The sequence below is a fragment of the Sphingobacteriales bacterium genome, assembly GCA_016699615.1.
Classification (GTDB): domain Bacteria; phylum Bacteroidota; class Bacteroidia; order Chitinophagales; family JADIYW01; genus JADJSS01.
Window position 1 is genome coordinate 2501545 of the sequence record CP064984.1, and the last position, 23391, is coordinate 2524935.

Sequence of the window (23391 nt, forward strand, 5' to 3'; positions counted from 1 at the left end):
TTTTTATTTCTCCAAATTTAATCAAATCCAATGCATGCATTGTAATTATAAGGTTAAGTTTGGGTTATAGAAAATATTTTAACTTTTGTTAAATGAATTGTATAAATATGGAATTATTTTTTTAGATTTATGCCTTATTACATTAATACTATTTATATTATGATGGATTCTATCATTACTTTTTTTTCTCAGAATGATTACTACTATATTAAATTACTTTCAATTCCAATTGTTTCTGGTGGAATTGGTTGGTTTACAAATTGGCAAGCAATTAAAATGACTTTCTATCCAATTAATTTTTGGGGTATTAAAATTGGTAAAATTCCAATTGGTTGGCAAGGTATTATTCCTGCAAATGGACCAAAAATGGCAGATATTACTGTTGATTTGATGACGCAAAAACTTATTTCTGTAGAAGAAGTTTTTGAAAGATTGAATCCAGATGATGTGGCAAAAGAGATGGCACCACAAATGAAAGAATTATCTGAAAGAGTTGTATCTGATGCTATGATGAAGCATCAACCTAATCTTTGGAAAAATACACCACAGATTGTAAAAAATACAATTTTTAATAGAACTGCTCAAGATATTCCTGAAGCTATTCGTGGTATGATGCAAGATGTGAAAGACAATATCAATGATTTAATGAATTTAAAGAAATTGTGTGTTGAAGCAATTATCAAAGACAAGACATTAATTAATGAAATTTTTCTTACTTGCGGAAAAGAAGAATTTAAGTTTATAGAAGTTTCAGGCTGGTGGTTTGGTTTAATATTTGGTATTGGACAAATGTTGGTATGGCATTTCTTTCCATTAGATTGGACATTGCCTGTGGCAGGAATTATTGTTGGTTATGCAACAAACTGGTTAGCGTTGAAGTTGATATTTTCGCCAAAACGTCCTGTTAAGTTTTTATTTTGGACATTTATTGGTTTATTTATTAAAAGACAAAATGAGGTTTCTGCATTGTATGGAAAAATTATTGCAGATAGAGTTTTAAATTCTGAAAATTTGTGGGAACATATGTTGAATGAAAAAGGTGGTGAGCGAATGTATAAACTTATAGAAAAACATATTAATGATGGTATTGAGAAGGCAACAGGTGCTGTGCCAGATCCAATTATGAATTTATTAGAAGGTACTAAGGCATATGCTGAAATAAAAGAATTGATAGTTAGAGATATGGTAAGACAAATGCCAAATCGACTAAGAAATTTATATGATTTTACAGATAAAGCATTTGATATTGAAGGAATCATGCGTGAGAAGCTACAAGCATTACCACCAGAAGATTTTGTTGGCGTATTGCGTCCTGCTTTTGAAGAAGAAGAAATGAAACTTATACTTGTTGGTGCTGCATTGGGTGGCTTAGCTGGTTTAGCACAATTGGTATTCGTCTTTGGTGGTGCGTAGAAAATTTGAAATTACTTAGCAATATGTTCTGCAACTAAATATGCTGTAGTCCATCTTGCTTGGAAGTTGAATCCACCAGTAATGCCATCTATATCTAATATTTCGCCAGTAAAAAACAGCTTATTGTATTGTTTGCTTTGCATTGTTTTTAAGTCTATATTGCTTAAACAAACACCACCAGCTGTTACAAACTCATCTTTATTGGTGCTCTTTCCATTTATTTTTAATTGAAATTGTGTAAGATTTTCAATCAATTGTTGAATTTCTTTTTTGCTAATATCAGCCCAGTTTTTTTCTATATTAATATTTGATACATGAAGTAGATTTATCCAAAATCTATTGGGTAACTCAAATGCTTTGGTATTACTTATCTTCTTTTTTGAAGAAATATTTTTCATATCAATTATATATTCGCTTGCTTCATTTGTTGTTTTGTTTATCCAATTAATTATGATATTGCAATTGTAGTTTTTATTACCTAATTCTTTTGCTCCAAATGCTGATAGCTTAAGCACACATGGTCCAGTGATGCCTTGGTGTGTGATCAAAATATTGCCTTCTGTTTTTATTTTTGTTTGTTCTATTTGTGCTGTACAATCTTGTAAAGTAATACCTGATAATTCTTTGAATAATAAGTTTTTTGTATTGAAACTAAATAATGATGGAATGCATGGTTCTATTTGTATATTTTTTTGTTCTAATTCTTTTAATATAATAGCATTGGTGCTGCATGCTAAAATTAATTGTTGGCAAGAATATTGTGTGTTTAATGTCTTTAACTCAAAGCTGTTGTCGTTTATTTTTATTCCAACTACTTTTTGTTCTGTAATTATTTCTATGTTGTGTTGTTTGGCAAGTGTAAGAAAACAATCAATAATAGTTTGTGATTGATTGCTCTTTGGAAAAACTCTACCATCAATTTCTGTTTTTAGCTCAATGTTGTGTTGCTCAAACCATTCAATAGTATGTGTTGTATTAAAAGTATAAAATGCATTTAATAAATTCTTTCCACCACGTGGGTAGTTTTTTATCAATTCTTTTGGGTCACTGCATGCATTCGTTACATTGCATCTTCCACCACCAGATATCTTTACTTTTTCTAATACTTTTTTACTTTGCTCAAGAATAGCAATTTTTAGATTTGGTTTTTTCTTAGCAATATTTATAGCTGCAAAAAAACCACTTGCGCCAGCGCCAACAATAATTATATCATAGTGATTTTGCATTATTAGACTTAAAATATCAGCATGAAAATAGATAAATTTAAAGACAAATAAATCATCCACTACAATAATTTTCATTATACTTGTCCTATCAACAACTAAAATGTATCACAATTAAATGGAAGCAGCATTAAAAGGATTATTACTTGGAACTACAATTAGTTTTATGATTGGTCCAATCTTTTTTGGATTAGTAGATATTACTATTTCAAAAGGATGGCGTTGTGGTTTAGGTTATATATTTGGTGTTATAGTAAGTGATGTTATTCTAATTATGTTGGTGAATAATATTTTTAGAACAACAAATTTTAGTGACTATCAATCAATAATTGGTGTTGTAGGTGGTATTGTATTATTAATTTTTGGGATGATAACATTTTTCTCTAAAGTAAGTGTCAAAGGTATTGATGTAAAAGACATTAAAACCATATTGCAAGCTTTTGCAAAAGGCATTACCATTAATGTATTAAATCCATTTGTGATACTATGGTGGATAGGTTTGTATTCTACAACTAGTAGTTCTAATTATACTTCAAAAGATAAGTTTTTGTATTACTTTTCACTTTTGCTAATAGTTTTTTTGTTTGATTTGTTGAAAATGCGATTTGCCTATTTTATAAAATATAAATTAAGTATTGAGAAAATTGCTATCGTAAAAAAGTTTGCAGGCGTAGCCTTATTTATTTTTGGCATTGTATTGATTGTAAGAGTTTTAATTTAAATAATATGATTGTGTTATTTGAAATTATACAATAATAATGAATATATATTTCAGATTTGAATGAGCTTATGATGAGTTATTGTTTTAAAGAAATGCTAATGAAAATAAAATTATATATTATTAATCTCATTAGTCTTCAACATAAATACTTTTGCTCAAGATATTACTGAAAATGATATTTTGGCAAAAGATTTAGATTTCAAAATCAATGATTATGTTTGTCTAGATACAAAAAAATGCAATAATTATTTATTAAAGCCAAGTACATCATCCATCGTGTACACACCTTTTTTGCCAATCAACCATTCTGCGGCAACTAATGCACCACCAGCAAATCCTTTTCTGTTGTGCGCAATATGTTTTAGTTCTATGGTATCAATGTCAGAGTTGTAAAATACAGTATGTGTGCCTGGTACATTTGCTTCTCTTAATGAAATAATGTCTAATGTATTTTTATCATGGCTTACTTCATTTTTCCAATTACTTTTTGCATCATGCCATTTTAGTATATCTTCGGCTGCGTACAATGCTGTTCCACTTGGTGCATCTTTTTTTTCAGTGTGGTGTATTTCTTCCATAATGACATCATAGTCTTGATGTTGATTCATGATTTTAGCGAGTTGTCTATTTATTTCAAAAAATATATTCACACCAATGCTAAAATTTGGTGCATATAATAAACTTTTATTTTCTGCTAATGCAATGTTTTTAATACTATCTAATTGATGCAACCATCCAGTACTTCCAACCACAACAGGCACATTTGCTTCAAAGCACCATTGAATATTTTCTACTGCGGTGTGTGGCGATGTAAATTCAATAGCTACATCACATGCTTGTAATTGCTCTATTGTTGTTGTTTGTCTATTGTCAATATCTACAATTAATGAAATATTGTATTTGTTATTTTGCAGTGCAGCATTTTTGTCGTTAGCTATTTCATGTATAGCTTTTCCCATTTTCCGTATCCAATCAGTGCAATGTTCATGTTCGTTTTTTTATAGATATTAAAAATAATAGATTATTATTGATATATGCGTTGTGTCGTTTTATCTTAGGTTTAAGTTTACTTGCAGTGCCACATATTCTTGAAAATTGCTTTGTTTGATGCTAGGTTTTATTTGCATAGATAAATTCTCAGAAATATCAAATGGTTTGATGTGCGCATCAACAGCTGCATCTAATATAGTAAATCCCCAAACCATCATTGTTACAAATGATGCCAATTGCACACTTCTTCTATGTGTGTTTCTTATACTTTCTAATTGTGCTGTAGAGTATCGCTCAATGCCAGTTGGAAGTGTTATTCCATTTGTTCTTTTGTACCAAATATTGGTTGTATTGTTTAGTGCTTTTGCTTGCCTTGATACCCAAAAAATACAACCTGCTATGCCACCATAAACGATAGGCAATTTCCAATATTTTTTGTTGTATACTTGTCCCAATCCAGGAAATGCTAAACCAAGCAATGCTGCATGTTTTGCAGAACTTCTGGTAGAATCATCAAATATTTTTTTTTTACTTTTTTCAATACTTGATTGAGGAATTTCTTGCGTTGGTATTGACTTTTTTTTAAGCTTATTAAAATTAGATTTATGTATTACATCTTCCAAGTTTGAAGCAATAGCTGTGTCTATAGTTTGATAGATTGAATCTTGAGCAACAATGGTATTAGTTTTTATTCCTACAATAGACCAAATAAATATGATTAAAATTGCTTTTAATGATGTATTGTAGCTTATAATACGCATTGGTAATTATTCTCCTTCTATAATTTCAAGTAATCTGTTTAAGTCTGATGTAGAATAAAATGGAATGGTAATTTCGCCTTTTTCACCTTTGCCTTTTTTTATTTTTATTTTAGTTTCAAGTTTGTCCATAAGTCTTTGTTCTACTTGTTTGTAGGCATTTGGCAAACTTTGTGTTGTAGGTGTTGCTGTAGTTTTTTTATCAGACTTTTGTCCAATTGTTCTTACTAATTCTTCAGTTTTTCTTACAGAAAGTTCATTCTTTAATACTTCTTTTAAAATATAAAGTTGTTTATCTATTTCTGGAATGCTAATGATAGAACGCGCATGTCCCATGGAAATAGATTTGTCACGTAAAGATTTTTGAATCTCTGGTGGTAATTTTAATAGTCTTAAATAATTTGTTACTGTAGATCTATCTTTACCTAATCTATCAGCAAGATTTTCATGTGTTAATTGTATTTCATCAATTAATCTTTGATAGGTAAGTGCTATTTCCATCGCATTCAAATCTTCTCTTTGAATATTTTCGATTAATGCAATCTCTACTAATTCTTGGTCATTGGTAGTTCTTACATACGCAGGAATATCAGTAAGTCCAGCAATTTTAGATGCTCTAAATCTTCTTTCACCAGCGATTAATTGGTATTTTTTATCATCTATTTTTCTAACAGTAATGGGTTGTATTACACCATGAACTTGTATAGAATTTGCTAATTCTTGAAGTGCTTCTTCATTAAAATCTTTTCTTGGTTGATATGGATTAACTTCAATATATTCTAAGTTGATTTTTGGAACTGTATTGATGATAGAATCTTGGTCTTTATCACTTATTTTCAGGATTTCTGTTTCCTCATCCATATCAGACAATAATGCTCTAAGTCCTTTGCCCAAAGCTTCTTTCTTTTTATTTACTAATGCCATGTTTTTTTAGTTTAGATTTTCGTCAAGTTGAATTGTTTTTTCGTCTTCAGTTAGTTCAGTAAGTCCATTGTTTTGCATAATTTCTCGAGCAAGATTTAAGTAATTAATTGCGCCTTTGCTTTCTGCATCATACATAATTATTGGTTGTCTTAAACTTTGTGCCTCGCCCAATCTTATATTTCTGTGGATGATGGTATCAAACACACTGTCATTAAATCTTCTTTTTACTTCTGATACTACTTGATTTGATAGGTTTAATCTTTGATCGTACATTGTCAATAGAATACCTTCAATTTCTAAATCAGTATTTAATTTTGATTGAACAATTTTTATTGTATTTAATAATTTTCCTAAACCTTCGAGTGCAAAATATTCACATTGTACAGGCACAATTACAGAATCTGATGCTGTAAGTGCATTTACTGTAATTAAACCAAGAGATGGTGAACAATCTATCACAATAAAATCAAAATCATCTTTTAATGGTGTAATGATTTTCTTTAATATTTTTTCTCTGTCTGGATGGTTGATTAATTCTATTTCAGCACCAACTAAATCTAAATGAGCTGGAAGCAAAAATAAATTTGGTGTTTCGGTTTCTAGAATAATGTCTTTAGGTTTTTTTTCTTCAATTAAGCATTCGTATAAGCTTATTTTTATGTGTTTTGGGTCAAAGCCACATCCACTAGTGCTGTTTGCTTGTGGATCTGCATCAATAATTAATGTTTTTTGCTCTAACACAGCTAAACTTGAAGCTAAATTTATAGCTGTTGTTGTTTTTCCTACTCCACCTTTTTGATTGGCAATGCTTATTATTTTTCCCATTATGTATATTATATAGATTGTAAATTAATTGTGTCTCCGATGTTTAATAGTATCAGCTCTTTTCCGTTGTTCTTAAATTTCTCAATTGCTTCTTGCTCATCAATTACAATGTATGGAAATGTATTGTAATGTACACCAATTACCTTTGATGTCATACAAAAGTCTGAAGCTGATAATGCATCTTCAATATCCATTGTGAAATTATCACCAATTGGTAATACTGCAAAATCTATTTTTGCCCAAGATGGTATTAATTGCATATCTCTGGTCAGTGCTGTATCTCCACTGTAGTAAAAATTTCCTTCGTTAGATGTTACAATAAAACCCATTGGATTTCCACCATATGTTCCATCAGGCAATGCACTTGAATGTTGTGCTACTACACATTTTATTGTAAATGTACCTGCATTCCATTTTCCACCTATATTCATTGGTCTAAAGTTGCTTAAACCTTGTTTGCTTAACCATTCGTAAATTTCATAAGCACAAATTATAGTTGCATTTGTGTTTTTGGCAATTGCTACTGCATCTGCAATATGGTCAGCATGCCCATGAGATATAACAATGTAGTCACAAGTAATTGAATTAATATCAATATGTTTAGCCAAATCATTTGGTGTAATAAATGGATCGAAAAGAATTTTTGTTTGATTTATTTCAACTAAAAAGCAGGAATGTCCGTAATAAGTATATTTCATCTAAAAAACTATTTTAATGTTTCACGCACCAAAAATAGCATTTATGGAAGTGATGTTTCACGCAAGTTATCCATTATTTACACACAAAGTGCTGTGGATAAACTACAATTACTTGTTTATTAATATGTTAATACTATTGTTAAGAACATTTATTGTTTGATAAACTTTTCAAATGATACAAAATCTGCATTGTACAACTTAATCACGTATGTTCCGTTTTTAAAATCTTGAATATTGATTGATTTTAGACTTGAATTAGTGTCCATGTGATTTTGCTGAATAAGCTTTCCATCAATTGTATATATATCTATGTTCGTATTTTGATTTTTTGTTGCTTCAATGTGTAATATATCTTGAGCTGGATTTGGATATACATTAAATTGATTGGCAGTGTTTTTTATATTTTTAGTAGAGCTAATTATTTCTGTCTCTCTTTTTGAAATAATGCCACTACGTCTTGTTGTTAATACAAATCGCAAAAAATCTGCTTGTTTTTTTGTGAACATGTTATAGCAAGCATCACCTGAGTAATCCATGTAGTTTTCAAATAAGTCTGGATAATCTATTCCTTGATAGGGTAAATTGCATGAGTTTGTTGCAGTATCGCATCTATATTCACCTAATTGTGATGAGAATGGTGCTTTGCAAGGTGGTGTATCGTCCATACCATCAGAGAAAAATATGTCATGCGTAAAAGCATTGCAAGGTAAGTTAAAAACATTGCCATAATCGCCCCAAATATGTCTCAATCCAAGGTAATGCCCAACTTCATGTACTGTAGTTCTGCCTTTTCCAATAAATTCTGCAATACTTGGTCTGTTGCGTGCAAAGTAGTTGTTTTCTCCAAAAAATCTATAGTCTATCGAAACTCCATCAACAGCATCTGCTGGATAGCCAATACCAAATGGCCAATTTGAAAGTCCTGGTGGTGCAAATGCAAATCCTCCAAGTGTACCTTCAGTTGGTAAACTAAATAGATTTAAGTCTGTTACCCAAATATTTAGATATTTACTGTTGTCCCAAATTGGCGAACCAATTGTAGTGTCTTTCACATTATTGGGTAAATTAACTATTGAAAAGCCTTTTTTAAACCAATCTCCAATTGTATTTGTTAATTCGAAAAGTATAGAATCTATTGGGTTTGTAAATGTTGGCTTTTTACTTGGTCCTCTTCCTGCCACTTTTACAACACCATTTGTCGGATTTCCATTTGGGTCATTAGTTGCTAATTCAAATTTTATTTTAGGATATCCTCTGAAATTCTTAAAAATTAACCTGAGATTTGCAGTGTCTTCGTTGAGTACACCAAAATCTTTATTCAATCTATCGATTTGTGATTGTATAATATCATCAGGAATGTTTTGTTCTAAATTATCTTCTAGATATACAATATGAATTACAGTTTGGATGGTGTAGGTGGTGTCTAGTGCATTTATTCTTGCATTGTTGTTGTCTTGTTGTTTTTGTTCCCATTCATCATATATTAATTTAGTTTCTGTATCATAGTTGGGTACAATTTTTCGTAATATTTCTGTTATTTTATCTTGATTACAAGATTTTAAAGGTATAGATTGCCCATATAATAATTGAGTAATTAGAAAAAATATAAAATAAGTAGCTATTTTTTGCATAAATATGATTTTAAGATGAAAATACATATTTTTCAATAGAATGCATCAATAAAGTGTTGAATATTTTTACCTTCAATAGCAATAATATCAAACCTTAATTCTCCATTCCATTTAAATTGTTCAATAAATTCTTCAGCTGCTTCATGCATTTTTTTTATCTTATTTTTTGTCAAAAACTCTTCTGGATAACCAAAATTTTTATTCTTTCTATATTTTACTTCTACAAATACAATGATGTTCTTGTCTTTGGCAATAATATCAATTTCAGCATGCTTAAAACGCCAATTTGTGTGTAAAATGATATAATTTTTGCTTGCCAAATATTCTTGAGCTAATATTTCACCATTATATCCAATATTTTTTGTGTCTTTGGTCAATTGCAGAATTATTTTATGAAATAACAATAAAATTTATTTACTTTGTTGTGTAAAAATAACTATTTTAATAGACATAGATTAGCTACATAAAAATGTTTTATATATGAAAATGAATCAACTAGTAGAAGAGTTTCCAAATCAACTAAAAAGAGCCCTAGAAATTGGACAAGCAGCAAAAATTGGTAAAAATAAATTTCCTATTAGAAATGTATTAATTACTGGTTTAGGTGGCTCAGGAATTGGTGGAACTATTCTTTCTAATATATTAAAAGATGATATTCAAGTACCAATACTAATCAATAAGGAATATCAAATTCCAGCATTTGTTAATGAAAATACATTAGTAATTGTATCTTCTTATTCAGGAAATACAGAAGAAACAATGAGCGCAATGCTACAAGCATTTAAAAAGAATGCGCAAATTGTATGTATTACTTCTGGTGGATTAATAAAAGAATATGCAGATACAAATGAAATAGATTATGTATTAATAGACAGTGGTTCGCCACCACGTGCAGCTTTTGGACAATCATTTGTGCAAATATTTTTTATTTTACATTATTTAGGTTTAATCGAAAATAAATTTGTTGAGTATACACAGAATGCAATCGCATTATTAGAAGAAGACAAGGAAGAAATAATGTCATTGGCAAAATCTTATGCCGAACGCTTAAGTGGCAAAATGCCTGTGATATATTCAGATTCAAAATTTGAAGGTGTTTCTATAAGATTTAGACAGCAAATCAATGAAAACTCTAAAATGTTGTGTTGGCATCATGTTGTACCAGAAATGAACCACAATGAATTGGTTGGATGGCGTGATAAAAATGAAAATATTGTTGTTGTATTCTTAAGAAATTCACTAGATTTTGAAAGAAATCAAGAACGTATGGAGTTTGTAAAAGATGTAGTTTCCAATTATGCAGCAGATGTAATTGAAATTCATTCGAAAGGCAATACAGATATTGAAAGTGCATTGTACTTAATTCATCTTACTGATTGGATTTCTTGCTATTTAGCTGATTTTAAAGGCATTGATGCAATAGAAATAGATGTAATTAATAAACTAAAAATAGATTGGCTGAGAATCCAATGATGTAATGCATGTTGTTCAGTTACATGATTTAGGCATACAATCGTATGCAGAAGTTTTAACATTACAAGAGTTATATTTCAATCAACTTTTAGATAACAAACACAATGGTGTTTCAAATAATGATTTACATAAACTCATCATTTGTGAGCATTTTCCAGTAATTACATTAGGCAAATCTGCAAATAAAGAAAATGTATTACTTTCCAAAGAATTGTTAGCACAACAAAATATAGACTTATTTGAAGTAAATAGAGGAGGAGATGTTACCTTGCATGCACCAAATCAACTTGTTGGTTACCCAATTTTAGACTTAGAATATTTTTCTACAGATTTAAAATGGTATATGCGACAATTAGAAGAAATTATGATACGTACTATTGCACATTTTGGAATAGAAGGTTATAGAATTGATGGTGCAACTGGTGTTTGGGTAAATTCAATAGTAGATTATCAACCAAAAAAGATTGCAGCTTTTGGCGTAAAAACTTCAAGATGGATTACCATGCATGGCTTTTCATTAAATGTTTCCAATGATTTAGGTATGTATAGATTTATTCATCCATGTGGTTTTGTAGACAAAGGTGTAACTTCTATTCAACAAGAATTAGATTCTGATGTTGACATCATAGCAGTTAAGCAGCATTTATTATTTCATTTCATAGAAATATTTAACATCAAATTTTCTTAAATTTATTTGGAATTATTCTAAATAAATGTAATTTTGTATGGATGAAGGCAAATTCTACAACAGCAAATCATGAACAACAACAAATGTATTGTATTGCTGACAGCAATGTATTATTGTCAAAATACATGATGCTTTCTTGTTCTAAAAAATCTAAATGTTGTGAAAAACATAAGAAAGGCAAGCGTTGCAAGAAATGTCCAAATCGTTGATGTCATTTAAAACATCAGCCATCTCCATTTTACTTTTTGCGTACTTGATGTATTGAATTCCACAGCTGGAAAAGGAAGTTTTATAATATTTAAAATACCTAAACAAGTTTTTGCCCATTTTCGTTTTACTGGAATTTTTGTCCAATCTATATCAGCTGAAAGATAAAATTGTCTGTATCTTTCAATATCTGTTCTATCTACAATATGACTTGGATCGCAATTATGTATATCATCATCAGAAGTGGCATTGCTACACCAAATATTTGATGTGCCACCCAACATATTCTGAGCACCATATCCAAAAGATGCCATTATCCATTTCGGAAATTTAGAATTTTCTTTTTTAATGAAAGAACCAGGACTCACACTCAACCAAAATGTTGTTGCATTATAATCTTTTAAAATTAATTCTGTAAATGAAGTTCCAAATAAATCATCTGTTCTTGGTCTTAAATCTGAAGCATATTTTTGTGGAAAGGCAGATATTTTTAATCTAAATCTTTGGTCGTGCCACAAGTACTGTTGTATGCCAAATAATAATGAACCAGTCATGTTGAATGCAATGTCGCCCCAAGAAAATCCCCATTTTTTTTGTAGTCCATCATTTATTTCGATTGAGAGCATCCACATTTGTGCGTTGAGCATACCTATCCAAATAGCATTTTTTTCTTTGATGCCTGTCCATTTAAACATATGATAGGACCAATCTGTGATAAAATATGAATTAAATCCATGTGCGATTTTATCAACTTGATACCATCCTTTCCAATCGTTAAAAAAATGAAATTTTGATTTATTGTATTTTGAATACCAAGCACTATTCCACCAAATATTGGCAGCAGCATAAATTCCACCATTAAAACCAGCAATAAAACCAATTCTTGATTTGTTTAATACTGGCGAATTTTCAAAGAATTTATAAGGTTTTCTGAGTTTGTATTTTCCAGAATAAATAGGTGCACTATTAAAAATTGTATCAAAATGTATGTCGTAGTATTTTTTGTAATGCGTGGTAGAATGATTAATATATTCTATATTTCCATTGTTTATTACTGTATCTATATGATTGTCTAATTCTTTTTTAATATGAACTACTGTATCAGCATAGATAGTGTAGTCTTTTTCAAAAATGGTATCATAGTATAATGAATATACATTCTCATTTTGCCAAATAGTATCTCTTTTTAAGGTAAATTTGTTTTGTGCAAATGCAAAATTGCAAAGCATAATGAATAATATATTTATCCAGAATTTATTCACCTAATAATGTTTTCTTAGTATCTTCTAAGATGTCAATTACGGCATCTCTACTGTTGCTTTGTGCGTACACACGAAGCACTGGCTCTGTTCCAGATGCACGTATCATCAACCAATCTTCATCATTCAAAAAGTATTTCCAACCGTCAATCGTTTCTCTTCTTAGTACATTGTATTTGCCAAAGTTTTTATAGTTGTCTTCGTTACAATTCTTAATTACATTTTGTTTGATTTCTTCAGAAATATGCAAATCATATCTATCATAATCAAAAGCACCAACTACATCATATACTTCATTAATTAATTCAGTGATATTTTTACCAGTTTTTGCCATAAATTCCATCAATACCAATGCAATCCAAATACCATCACGCTCAGGAATGTGTCCTTTTATTGCCAAACCACCACTTTCTTCGCCACCTACCAACACATCTTCATTTACCATAATTTCGCAAATATATTTAAAACCTACTGGCGTTACTTCACATGGAATATTATAGGCATCACACAATTTTTTGATTTTGTTGGAAACTGTAAAAGATACTACTACTTTTCCCATTTCTTTTTTATAATGATGCATGTAATGTATCAGCAACAAAAGAATATGATGTGAGTCTATAAAATTGCCATTTCCATCATAACATCCAATTCTATCTGCGTCTCCATCATTAGCAAAACCAAACTCAAGTTCTGGTGTTTTTTTCATTAATTCTGAAAACTCTAATAAGTTTTTATGAATTGGCTCAGGCGCTTGACCATAAAAACTTGGATTGTATTCGCAATGTAGATATACTAAATTATTTGGTAATAATTTTCTTGCAACATTTTGACCAGCACCATACATGGCATCATAGCCAAAGAGCATGCCTGAGTTTCGTATAGCATTCATATTAAAATTTGCTTCTACATGTTTGATGTAGTCAGTTTCTAAATCTACGTAGGTTAATTTTTGTTCTTTTACCAATTGCTCTAAAGGAATTTTAGGAATCTCAATAGTGTCAGGAATAAAAGATTCTACCAATGCAATATCTGATGGAATTGTTGGTCCACCAAAATTAGATTTTAGTTTAAAACCATTGTAGCTTGGTGGATTGTGTGATGCAGTAATTACAATGCCAGCCGTAGTATTGTAATTTTTACAAGCTAAAGAAAGCATAGGTGTTGAGCATATTCCTTTGTGTGCATATACTTTTATGCCTTCATTACACAATATATTTATTGTTGTTTCTACAAATAATGAACCACCAAATCTACAATCGTGTCCAATTGCAATACTTGGTTCATTTGAGATAGATTTTACCCATTTTGCAGTAGCAAACGCTACTCTTGCTACATTTTCTGTTGTAAATTCCTCTGCAATAATTGCTCGCCAACCGTCGGTGCCAAATTTGATTTTCTTAATGCTCATTCTGATACTATATTTGTTCTAAAAATTTAAGCAAATATACTATATTTGATATTCATAACAAATATTTATGAGACTAGTGTCAGCATGTAGAGTGTCATTTTTTGCAATACTTATATTGAATATAACTTTTTCTTGGAGTAATGATAATAAAATTGCGAATCTAAGTTATATTGAAAATAAAGGACAGTGGAATGAAAAAGTAAAATTTAAAGTAGACATGTCTGGTGCAACTGCATTCTTAGAAAAAGATGGAATAACTTACTTATTATCAGATAAAATTGAGCATAATCATCAACAACATGAAAAAAAAGCATTGCTAATTGAAGAAGAACACGAAATAGAACAAGTTATTCGCTATCATGCATATAATTTTAGGTGGTTAAATACTAATTCTACAGTATTGCTTCAACCTTCAGTTAAAGAAAAAGCTTACAATAATTATTTTATAGGTAATGATAAAAGCAAATGGGCATCAAATGTTTCTATTTATAAAAATGTAACGTATAAAAATTTATACAATCAAATTGATGCTAAGGTTTATAGTACTGGTAATTCAATGAAAATTGATTATGTTGTAAAGAAAGGTGCAAAGGTAAGTGATATTCAATTGCGATATAATGGAACTGATAATATCCGAATAAGTAATAATGGACAATTAAGAATTACTACTAGCTTGGGTGAATTGGTAGAAATTCAACCTTATGTATATCAAAATATTGGTGGAATTGTTACAATCATTTCATGTAAATATACACTTACAGATAATGTTGTTTCTTTTAAATTATTAGAAGACTATGATAAAAATTATGATTTAATCATAGATCCAACTCTTATTTTTTCTACATACTCAGGTAGTCCAGTAGATAATTGGGGCTCATCTTCAACTTACGATTCAGAAGGAAATATGTTCTTAGGTGGTATTTCATTAGGAACTGATTATCCAACTACTATGGGTGCTTTTCAAACCACATTTGGTGGCCCATTAGATTCTTTTTCGAATAATACAGATATAGTTATAACAAAATTTAATAATATAGGAACAAATAGAATCTTTTCAACGTATTTAGGTGGAAACAATAATGAACTATTGAGTAGTTTGTATTGCACACCTCAAAACGAATTAGTCGTTCTTTTGGTAACTGGGTCTCCTAATTTTCCAACAACAGTAAATGCATATGATACTTCATTTAATTATGGTTTTCCAGTTTATACATCAATGAATATCTATTTTGATACGGGTGTTGATGTTGCCTTAACAAAATTAAGTTCCAATGGCAGTGCACTTGTTGGCTCAACATTTTTTGGAGGATCAGGCAATGATGGATTTGGATTTGCATATAACTATGGTGATGAAACAAGAAGTGATATTGCATTAACAAGTGATGGAGATATTATTATTTGTTCATCTACAAATTCATATGATTTGCCCAATACTTCAGGTAGATTTCAACCAAATTTTGGTGGCGATTTTAGAGATGGATTTATTGCAAGATTTAATTCAAATTTAAGTAGTAATAAATGGGCTACTTACTTTGGTTCTACTGCAACAGAAAATGCAAATGGAATAGCTTTAGATAAAAATGAAAATATATCTATTTGTGGGCTAACAAATAGTGTTGATCTGCCAGGAAGTAATGTCGGATTAAATCAAACATTAATGGGTTTTTTGATGGCTATGTTACTAAGGTAAATAATAATGCTACGCAAGTCTTAGCTACAACTTATTTAGGCACAGCAAATTACGATCAAGCGTTTTTAATAGATACAGATAATGAAGATAATATTGTTGTGTTTGGTCAAACAACAGGACATTACCCAATTACAAATGGAGTTTATAGTAATGCAAATGCACCACAATTTATACATAAATTGAATAATAATCTTAATACTACAATATTTTCAACAGTTTTTGGTCATACAGAAGATTCATCCTATAAGCAAATTAATATATCACCTACAGCATTATTGGTTGATGTTTGTGGAAGTGTCTACGCTGTTGGCTGGGGCGGAAGAAATAATTATTCAGGAAGTACATTTTCTATGCCTATTACAAATGATGCTTTTCAAGATTCAACTGATGGTAGTGATTTTTATTTTATTACTTTTAATAGAGATGCATCAGATATAATTTATGCTACCTATTTTGGCGAATATGGTGGTAGTGGAGACCATGTAGATGGTGGAACGAGCAGATTTGATAAAAATGGTGTAGTGTATCAGGCAGTATGTGCAAGCTGTTGGGGCACAAATTCTTTTCCAACAACTGATAGTGCATATAGCAAAAATAATAATTCAGATAATTGTAATATGGCAGGTATTAAATTCAAATTTGATTTTCTTCCTTTACAAATTATTAGTATAATTCCAACTAAGTCTTGTGTCTTAGATTCTGCTATATTTTCATACACATCTACACAACCAGCAACTTCATTCTTTTGGGATTTTGGTGATGGACAAACTTCAGATATAGAATTTCCAAAACATAAGTATAGTAATGCAGGAACATATAATGTAAAGTTAGTGCTTAGAAATCCTGATAATTGTAACGTAGTTGATTCTGCTGTAATATCAATTTTCATTGGTGACTCAATTTCGGTATCAAAAGATACTGTAATCTGCGAAGGAAATGAATTAATATTTGGAGAACAATTAATAACACAAAGTGGAATATATAGAGATACATTTAAAACTATTGCAGGTTGCGATAGTTTTGTGAAATTAAATGTAATTGTAAGACCAACAGCTACTAATATAATAGATACAACTTTTTGTAATGATGGTATGTTTGTATTTAATGGACAAATAATTACACAAACAGGAACTTATAGAGATACATTAAAAACAACATTTGGTTGCGATAGTTTCATTATTCTTAATGCAATTATTAGACAGGCATCAATCACAATAATAGATACAAGTATATGCACAGGAACATCAATAGTATTTAACGAACAAGAAATTACTCAAGCTGGCACATATAGAGATACACTAAAAACAACAACAGGTTGTGATAGTATAATTGTACTTAATGTTCGTATTATATCTATTTCTAATACTATTATTGATTCTACATTTTGTGAAGGAGACACAGTAATAATAGCTAGTAAAAAATACTATAGCACAGGCAGATTTTTTGATACCTTAGTTTCAGTAAGAAATTGTGATAGTATATTGATAATTAATATTCAAATTATAAAAACAAAAGACACTACACTTAATGTTCAAATTTGTAAAAGTGATAGTGTAGTTGTTGGTAATATGGTGTTTAAACAAACAGGAAATTACCAAATTAATTTAATTTCTAAAGAAACTAAATGTGATAGTATTGTTTATCTACATCTAAATGTAGTCGATACTTTGTTCACAAATATTGATACTACCATCTGTCTTGGTCAGCGTATTATTGTTAATGGTACAAATTATACTGAAACTGGAACTTATAGAGTAAGTATGAAATCATCAAAAGGATGTGATAGTATTGTAAATCTAAAATTATTAGTCGTAGAACCAAAATATATTACAATAGATTCCACAGTTTGTGAAGGCGATTCCGTACAAATTGGTAGTCAAATATTTAAAACTCAAGGTGAATATGTTGTTAGGCTATTAGGTGTTCAAAAATGTGATAGTACAGTCACGTTAAATTTAAAAGTTAATCCAATTAAATATACTACAATAGATAGTACAATTTGCGAAGGTAGTTCTGTTGTAATCAATAATCATACTTATACTATATCTGGACAAACATTCGATACGCTTGTATCGTCATTAAATTGTGATAGTATTATTACATTAAATCTTACAGTTCTGAAAAATTCAAGTACAACCATAAATCCAGAAGTTTGTGAAGGAGAAAGTTTTGTTGTTGGAGATTCTATATATACAAAAACTGGAACATATAAAATTATGTATGATGCTGCAAATGGTTGCGATAGTACCTTGAATATTAATCTAACAGTGCATCCAAATAAGATAAATAACTTAAGTAGAGAAATTTGCAATGGAGACTCTATTGTTGTTGGCACAATTATATATAAAGAACAAGGCACATATACACAAATATTAAAATCATCAAAAGGTTGTGATAGTACAGTAAATTTAGACTTAATTGTACATCAACACAAAACTACATCAATAGATACATCAATATGTTTTGGAGATTCAATATTAGTAGGAAATAATTATTACAAAACAAATGGTCAGTTTATAGAAAATCTTCAAACATCTAAAATGTGCGATAGTATTGTTACACTAAACTTAAATGTATATCCAGAAATAATAATTAATGCAACAACAGACAAAGCAATTATTGAAAAAGGAGAAGTTGCTCAATTAAATGTAGAAGCTAATCAAGAATTAGGATATCTTTGGTCACCATCAAATACATTAGATAATTCAATAATAAAAAATCCAATAGCATCACCAACTACGCCAACATGGTTTGTTGTGGAGGCAACTAACACAAGTACAAATTGCAAAGTATCAGATTCAGTATTTGTAGATATTTTAATTTTACCATGCAATGAAGAATATATATATATACCAAATGCATTTACGCCAAATGGAGATAATGTTAATGATGTATTTATAGTAAGATCTAAAAACTTAACTAGTGGCACTATGCTTATTTATGATAGATGGGGAAATAAAGTTTTTGAATCTGATGATATTAATGTTGGTTGGAACGGAATGTACAAAGGCGAAATGCAACAACAAGAAGCTTATGGATTCTATTTTACTGGCATTTGTGATGGTGGTGCAACAATTACAATTAAAGGCAATGTTACACTATTAAAATAATCAACAAATAGCGAATAACTAATGCGTAGCTATCTTAGCTAATAAAATATCTTTGCATTATGCAAGATACATTTAGACATCAAGGATTGAGAAAACAATTAGTAAGAGAACTTAAAGAATTAGGAATTAAAGATGAAAAAGTATTAGCAGCAATTCAAAATATTCCAAGACATTGGTTTATCGAGGCATCATTTGAAGATAGAGCGTATGAAAACTCTCCATTTCCAATAGGTTCAGGACAAACAATTTCAAATCCATACACTGTTGCATACCAAACAGAACTTTTAGATGTACAAAAAACAGATAAAGTACTAGAAATTGGAACAGGTTCTGCCTACCAAGCTTGTGTATTAGCATTATTGTGCAATGAAGTACATACAATAGAAAGGCACAAGCCATTGGTGCAAGATGCGACAACAATTATTCAAGATTTAATTCTCAAAAATATATTTCAATATTATGGTGATGGTTTTGAAGGCATAGAAAGTCAAGCACCATTCGATAAAATAATAATTACTGCAGCAGCACCAGAAATACCCAAAAAGCTACTAGAACAACTAAAAATAGGTGGAGTTTTAGTCTTACCATTAGGAAAAGATGAAACACAGCAAATGCTTAGAATACAACGAAAAGATAAAATAACATTTGAAAAAGAATATTTTGATTATTTTACATTTGTACCAATGTTGAAAGGCGTGAAATAATTTCGTTTCTTAATTCATTGATTATAAATTATTAAAGTATATTTTAAATGAAAAATTATTCTAAGTTATTAGTATTTATATTTATTATTTTAATGTGCAATATCACATATGCACAAAAAGATTTCTCGAAAGATTTGAACAAACAAAGTTTAGAAGAATTTGGAATCAAAAAAGATAGCATCAAGAAAAATTTCAATTTACCAAAGGCAGAACAGCCAGTAATTGGAAATAATCAACAAGACTTGAATAAGCAAAGCTTAGAACAGTTTAAAAATATAAACACCAAACAAAAAAATACTACAAATGCCGATTCTTTACAAAAAATAAATGCAGAACAAATAAAGAAAAATTACGCAGATTCTATCTTAAAAATTAAACAAAGACACATTGAAGATTCTATTAAAAATATTAGAATAAAACAAGTAGCAGATTCAATCAAAAATTTAAAAACATCTATAAAAGAAGAAAAAATACCAGAACCACCAAAAAAACCAGAACCAGCAAAAATTATAAACACAGAGCCAATTGCAAAACAACCTGAAAAACAAAAAAATGATGTCGTTATAGAAGCACCAAAAAAATCAGAGTTTAGCAATGAGCCAATTGTACAGCCAGTACAAAAACCAAGCAAACCAACTGCTGTAGTAGAAACACAACCAACTATAAAACCAAAAATAAATTATGATTCTTTGAAAAACAAACCAATCAAAGAATTTTATATAGAAACACAACCATTGGTTACTCAAAACGGAAAAGTGGTTGCAGTAGAAGAAGCTAAACAAGCTGAAGTAAAGAAACCATCAGAAACTGTATATAAATACTCTGAAAAAGAAATTGCAGAAAAACAGAAAAAAGCAAGTTATAATCAATATCAAAGAGAAGCAGATTCTATTAGAAATAAAAATAAACTATTGTTAGATAGTCTTTTAGCCACATTAAATGTAGATGTTCCAGTGCAAGTTGGCGTAAATGATTATATAGAAATTTATGTAAGTGGTGGAGGATTATTTGGTGGCGTAAATCCAAAAGAATATGACAGAACCATGATTTTTAATAATGGATTAATTCAAAGAGAATACAAATCAAAAATTGGTGGAATAGAAAAATATGAGAAAAAAGTATCAAGGGAAGATTTAATAAAACTAGCACAATTTATTGTCGACTTAGGCTATTTTAATTTCTATGAAGAATACGAATGTGCATCAGATGATGTTGCTTGCAAACAAAGAATGAAGCAAGCACCAACACCAATTCCATTGAGCATTTCAGTTGCTATTGGTGTGAGAAGAGAAAAAATAGACATAGATTTTTATGCACCTTCCATTGAAAAAAATTGGGTAAAATATCCAGAAAATATTGTTAAGATTCTAAATGCTATCTACGCAATTGCAGAAAAGTAGCAGGTAGATTTTATATAAATAGTTGTAAAAAAAATACTAATTTTACGAAAATACTTTAGCCATTAATACTCCAATTGAATTATTAAAAAAGTTTTCTGATATAGAACTTTGGATACACATTCATCCATTTGCTATTTCATATTTATTATTTGATAATCAACAGAAGAAAGTTTATGAAGTAGAATATCAACATTTAAACCTACATTTTGAAGATACAATTACAATTGATTCAATTAGCTCAATGTTTACTAATACTAATGAGGTTTTTGATTTGAATTTTAAAAATGTAAAAGTGGCATTTGCAACAAATAAATTTACTATTCTACCAACTACAACCAATCAAATAAACACTGTCTTTCAAAATTTAGGAATTGATATAGAAGAAGATGACTGCATTGAAACTTTTGAAATTTCAGACAATAAGATATTGTATTTCAATATTGATAAACAAATAAAAAATTATTTCGAACATAGATTTAGAAATGTGTCTTGGTATTTTGGCGATTATGGTATTATACATTACAAGAACAGTAAATTAGCATTCCAAAATCATTTGGCTGTAAATATATATGGAAATGATTTGACTATCGCATTCAAAAAAGATGATGAATTATTATTTTTTAATAAATTTTATATCGAACAAAAAGAAGATTTATTATATTATTTAAAATTAGCTTACGAGCAACTTAATTTAGATGCCAATCAGTTTGCAACCTATTTGTATGGATTTGTAGAAGAAAAATCACCCATGTACACTTATAGTTTTTCTTATATCAGAAATTACGAAATAGACAGAACACTAAAGCATGCATTAGCATATATGTTTACATACAACGAGCACCAATTACATTATTTTTATAATCTTTTAGCACTAGGAAAATGAGAATTATAGCTGGAAAACTAAAAGGAAAACATTTTTATCCACCAAAAAATATTCCTGCAAGACCAACAACAGATATTGCAAAAGAAGGATTGTTTAATATATTAACAAATTACATAGAATTTGAAAATATTGATTTTTTAGATTTATTTGCAGGAACGGGAAATATAGGCATGGAAATGTTTTCTAGAGGTTGCAACAAAGTTACCTCAGTAGATTTGTCTTCCATTAGCATCAAATTTATTCAAGAAATGAGCAAAATGGCAAACATACCACAACACCAAATTATTAGAGCAGATGCCATTCATTTCATCAAACAATCAAAACATCAATACGATTTAATTTTCGCAGGACCACCTTATCCATTAGAATGTATAGACGAAATTCCAAATTTGGTCATAGAACATAAACTATTAAAAGAAAATGCTTGGTTTATTTTAGAAACATCACCAAGACACAACTTTTCAGAACATCCAAATTGTTTTAATCTTAGAAAATACGGACAAACGCATTTTTGGTTTTTTAAAAATTAGAATAAATTTATAATATGAAAAAAGTAGCAGTATTTCCAGGCTCATTCGATCCAATTACTATTGGACATGAAGATATTGTAAAACGAGCGACTCAAATATTCGATGAAATAATTGTAGCAATTGGTGTTAATACACAAAAAAATATTTATTTGATTTAGATACTAGAATCAGTTGGATAGAAAAAGTATTTGAACCATATTCCAACGTAACAGTAAAGAGTTACACAGGATTAACCATAAACTTTTGCAAAGAAATAGACGCAAAATACATCATCAGAGGCATACGTTCTTCAGCAGATTTCGAGTACGAAAAAACCATTGCGCAGCTCAACCAAATGATGCAACCAGAAATTGAAACATTCTTAATACTTTCTTCGCCAGCATTATCAGCAATATCATCAACCATTGTCCGAGAAATTATTATTGGCAAAGGCGATATTAGCAAATTTATACCAGCATCAATCGTCGAAGACGTATCAAATATTCAATAAATACATTTTCGTATAACAAACCAAGTGATGTAATCTAAATTTATGTTATTATATATATAACTACAAACAAGTTATACATAAAACTCAGGATTAAGTTGTTGTTGTAGTTCCGGATGTTTTTTTATATATGCACCAACAAAAGGGCAGTACACCATAACCATTTTCTTATGTTGTTTAGCATATTTAAAAGCAAATTCAGCTAATGCAGTTGCAATGCCTTTTCCTTTTAGTGCATCAGGCACAACAGTATGTACAAATGCAATATTTTTTTGCTTGTAATATTTATATTCTAAATAAGCAATGATGCCATTGCTGCGATATTCAAAACGCAAAAGTTCTTTATTATCTATTATTTCCAAAATATTG

The 23391-nt window shown here is 29.5% G+C and carries 20 protein-coding genes and 2 pseudogenes; 11 read left to right on the forward strand and 11 right to left on the reverse strand.

The window, feature by feature from the left end; all coding sequences use genetic code 11:
• Nucleotides 1–129 precede the first annotated feature (129 nt).
• Nucleotides 130–1413 (forward strand): DUF445 family protein, encoded by a 1284-nt coding sequence (locus IPK18_11790; protein QQR97526.1) that lies wholly within the window; start codon nt 130–132, stop codon nt 1411–1413.
• A gap of 11 nt (nt 1414–1424) precedes the next feature.
• Here IPK18_11790 and IPK18_11795 read toward each other — a convergent pair whose 3' ends face one another.
• Nucleotides 1425–2714 (reverse strand): NAD(P)/FAD-dependent oxidoreductase, encoded by a 1290-nt coding sequence (locus IPK18_11795; GenBank protein QQR97527.1) that lies wholly within the window; start codon nt 2712–2714, stop codon nt 1425–1427.
• A 40-nt stretch (nt 2715–2754) separates the two neighbouring features.
• On the opposite strand from IPK18_11795, the gene IPK18_11800 reads away from it, so the two are divergent.
• On the forward strand, nt 2755–3357 hold the full coding sequence (locus tag IPK18_11800; protein ID QQR97528.1) for a LysE family transporter: 603 nt from the start codon (nt 2755–2757) through the stop codon (nt 3355–3357).
• A gap of 245 nt (nt 3358–3602) precedes the next feature.
• Here the strand turns inward: IPK18_11800 and dapB are convergent.
• The 7 genes and pseudogenes from dapB to IPK18_11835 form a co-directional block, all read right to left on the reverse strand.
• Nucleotides 3603–4345: pseudogene (gene dapB, locus IPK18_11805) on the reverse strand (4-hydroxy-tetrahydrodipicolinate reductase).
• A gap of 61 nt (nt 4346–4406) precedes the next feature.
• A complete protein-coding gene (locus IPK18_11810; GenBank protein ID QQR97529.1) occupies nt 4407–5108 on the reverse strand; it encodes a hypothetical protein in 702 nt (233 codons plus the stop codon).
• A gap of 6 nt (nt 5109–5114) precedes the next feature.
• On the reverse strand, nt 5115–6029 hold the full coding sequence (locus tag IPK18_11815; protein ID QQR97530.1) for a ParB/RepB/Spo0J family partition protein: 915 nt from the start codon (nt 6027–6029) through the stop codon (nt 5115–5117).
• A 6-nt stretch (nt 6030–6035) separates the two neighbouring features.
• On the reverse strand, nt 6036–6854 hold the full coding sequence (locus IPK18_11820; protein QQR97531.1) for a ParA family protein: 819 nt from the start codon (nt 6852–6854) through the stop codon (nt 6036–6038).
• An 8-nt stretch (nt 6855–6862) separates the two neighbouring features.
• A complete protein-coding gene (locus IPK18_11825; protein ID QQR97532.1) occupies nt 6863–7552 on the reverse strand; it encodes a metal-dependent hydrolase in 690 nt (229 codons plus the stop codon).
• A gap of 149 nt (nt 7553–7701) precedes the next feature.
• Nucleotides 7702–9183 carry a T9SS type A sorting domain-containing protein gene (locus IPK18_11830; protein QQR97533.1) on the reverse strand — a complete coding sequence of 494 codons (1482 nt, stop codon included), beginning with the start codon at nt 9181–9183 and terminating at the stop codon, nt 7702–7704.
• A gap of 32 nt (nt 9184–9215) precedes the next feature.
• Nucleotides 9216–9560: a YraN family protein gene (locus IPK18_11835; GenBank protein QQR97534.1), complete on the reverse strand. Its 345-nt coding sequence runs from the start codon at nt 9558–9560 to the stop codon at nt 9216–9218.
• Nucleotides 9561–9669: 109 nt separating this feature from the next.
• On the opposite strand from IPK18_11835, the gene IPK18_11840 reads away from it, so the two are divergent.
• Nucleotides 9670–10656 carry a bifunctional phosphoglucose/phosphomannose isomerase gene (locus IPK18_11840; protein ID QQR97535.1) on the forward strand — a complete coding sequence of 329 codons (987 nt, stop codon included), beginning with the start codon at nt 9670–9672 and terminating at the stop codon, nt 10654–10656.
• Between the two features lie 4 nt (nt 10657–10660).
• Nucleotides 10661–11344 carry a lipoyl(octanoyl) transferase LipB gene (gene lipB, locus IPK18_11845; protein QQR97536.1) on the forward strand — a complete coding sequence of 228 codons (684 nt, stop codon included), beginning with the start codon at nt 10661–10663 and terminating at the stop codon, nt 11342–11344.
• A gap of 215 nt (nt 11345–11559) precedes the next feature.
• Here lipB and IPK18_11850 read toward each other — a convergent pair whose 3' ends face one another.
• Both IPK18_11850 and IPK18_11855 read right to left on the reverse strand, forming a co-directional pair.
• Nucleotides 11560–12780 carry a DUF2279 domain-containing protein gene (locus tag IPK18_11850; GenBank protein QQR97537.1) on the reverse strand — a complete coding sequence of 407 codons (1221 nt, stop codon included), beginning with the start codon at nt 12778–12780 and terminating at the stop codon, nt 11560–11562.
• A 25-nt stretch (nt 12781–12805) separates the two neighbouring features.
• Nucleotides 12806–14212 (reverse strand): phosphoglucomutase/phosphomannomutase family protein, encoded by a 1407-nt coding sequence (locus tag IPK18_11855; protein QQR99348.1) that lies wholly within the window; start codon nt 14210–14212, stop codon nt 12806–12808.
• A gap of 121 nt (nt 14213–14333) precedes the next feature.
• Here IPK18_11855 and IPK18_11860 point away from each other — a divergent pair, with 121 nt between their 5' ends.
• The 7 genes and pseudogenes from IPK18_11860 to coaD all read left to right on the forward strand — a co-directional run bounded on the left by IPK18_11860 (nt 14334) and on the right by coaD (nt 23025).
• Nucleotides 14334–15908, forward strand: a complete 1575-nt coding sequence (locus tag IPK18_11860; protein QQR97538.1) for a hypothetical protein — start codon at nt 14334–14336, stop codon at nt 15906–15908.
• Nucleotides 15909–16006: 98 nt separating this feature from the next.
• On the forward strand, nt 16007–19018 hold the full coding sequence (locus tag IPK18_11865) for a gliding motility-associated C-terminal domain-containing protein (GenBank protein QQR97539.1): 3012 nt from the start codon (nt 16007–16009) through the stop codon (nt 19016–19018).
• Nucleotides 19019–19077: 59 nt separating this feature from the next.
• Nucleotides 19078–19722, forward strand: coding sequence for a protein-L-isoaspartate(D-aspartate) O-methyltransferase (locus tag IPK18_11870; GenBank protein QQR97540.1), 645 nt, complete (start codon nt 19078–19080; stop codon nt 19720–19722).
• A gap of 47 nt (nt 19723–19769) precedes the next feature.
• Nucleotides 19770–21122, forward strand: coding sequence for a hypothetical protein (locus IPK18_11875; protein ID QQR97541.1), 1353 nt, complete (start codon nt 19770–19772; stop codon nt 21120–21122).
• Between the two features lie 61 nt (nt 21123–21183).
• Nucleotides 21184–22005: a DUF3822 family protein gene (locus IPK18_11880; GenBank protein QQR99349.1), complete on the forward strand. Its 822-nt coding sequence runs from the start codon at nt 21184–21186 to the stop codon at nt 22003–22005.
• Complete coding sequence (locus IPK18_11885; GenBank protein ID QQR97542.1) at nt 22002–22535, forward strand: RsmD family RNA methyltransferase; 534 nt, start codon at nt 22002–22004, stop codon at nt 22533–22535. The genes IPK18_11880 and IPK18_11885 overlap by 4 nt, the downstream gene beginning before the upstream one ends.
• A gap of 14 nt (nt 22536–22549) precedes the next feature.
• Nucleotides 22550–23025, forward strand: a pseudogene (gene coaD, locus IPK18_11890) (pantetheine-phosphate adenylyltransferase).
• Between the two features lie 71 nt (nt 23026–23096).
• On the opposite strand, the gene IPK18_11895 reads toward coaD, so the two are convergent.
• Nucleotides 23097–23387 (reverse strand): N-acetyltransferase, encoded by a 291-nt coding sequence (locus IPK18_11895; protein ID QQR99350.1) that lies wholly within the window; start codon nt 23385–23387, stop codon nt 23097–23099.
• Nucleotides 23388–23391: the final 4 nt, after the last annotated feature.

What these genes read in the sequence shown, in the direction of transcription:
- IPK18_11795 (QQR97527.1), bottom strand. Translation starts at nt 2,714, where the DNA reads ATGAAAATTATTGTAGTGGATGATTTATTTGTCTTTAAATTTATCTAT.
- IPK18_11815 (QQR97530.1), bottom strand. Translation starts at nt 6,029, where the DNA reads ATGGCATTAGTAAATAAAAAGAAAGAAGCTTTGGGCAAAGGACTTAGA.
- IPK18_11825 (QQR97532.1), bottom strand. Translation starts at nt 7,552, where the DNA reads ATGAAATATACTTATTACGGACATTCCTGCTTTTTAGTTGAAATAAAT.
- IPK18_11830 (QQR97533.1), bottom strand. Translation starts at nt 9,183, where the DNA reads ATGCAAAAAATAGCTACTTATTTTATATTTTTTCTAATTACTCAATTA.
- IPK18_11875 (QQR97541.1), top strand. Translation starts at nt 19,770, where the DNA reads ATGAAAAATTATTCTAAGTTATTAGTATTTATATTTATTATTTTAATG.
- IPK18_11790 (QQR97526.1), top strand. Translation starts at nt 130, where the DNA reads ATGCCTTATTACATTAATACTATTTATATTATGATGGATTCTATCATT.
- lipB (QQR97536.1), top strand. Translation starts at nt 10,661, where the DNA reads ATGCATGTTGTTCAGTTACATGATTTAGGCATACAATCGTATGCAGAA.
- IPK18_11885 (QQR97542.1), top strand. Translation starts at nt 22,002, where the DNA reads ATGAGAATTATAGCTGGAAAACTAAAAGGAAAACATTTTTATCCACCA.
- IPK18_11840 (QQR97535.1), top strand. Translation starts at nt 9,670, where the DNA reads ATGAATCAACTAGTAGAAGAGTTTCCAAATCAACTAAAAAGAGCCCTA.
- IPK18_11820 (QQR97531.1), bottom strand. Translation starts at nt 6,854, where the DNA reads ATGGGAAAAATAATAAGCATTGCCAATCAAAAAGGTGGAGTAGGAAAA.
- IPK18_11850 (QQR97537.1), bottom strand. Translation starts at nt 12,780, where the DNA reads ATGCTTTGCAATTTTGCATTTGCACAAAACAAATTTACCTTAAAAAGA.
- IPK18_11800 (QQR97528.1), top strand. Translation starts at nt 2,755, where the DNA reads ATGGAAGCAGCATTAAAAGGATTATTACTTGGAACTACAATTAGTTTT.
- IPK18_11870 (QQR97540.1), top strand. Translation starts at nt 19,078, where the DNA reads ATGCAAGATACATTTAGACATCAAGGATTGAGAAAACAATTAGTAAGA.
- IPK18_11810 (QQR97529.1), bottom strand. Translation starts at nt 5,108, where the DNA reads ATGCGTATTATAAGCTACAATACATCATTAAAAGCAATTTTAATCATA.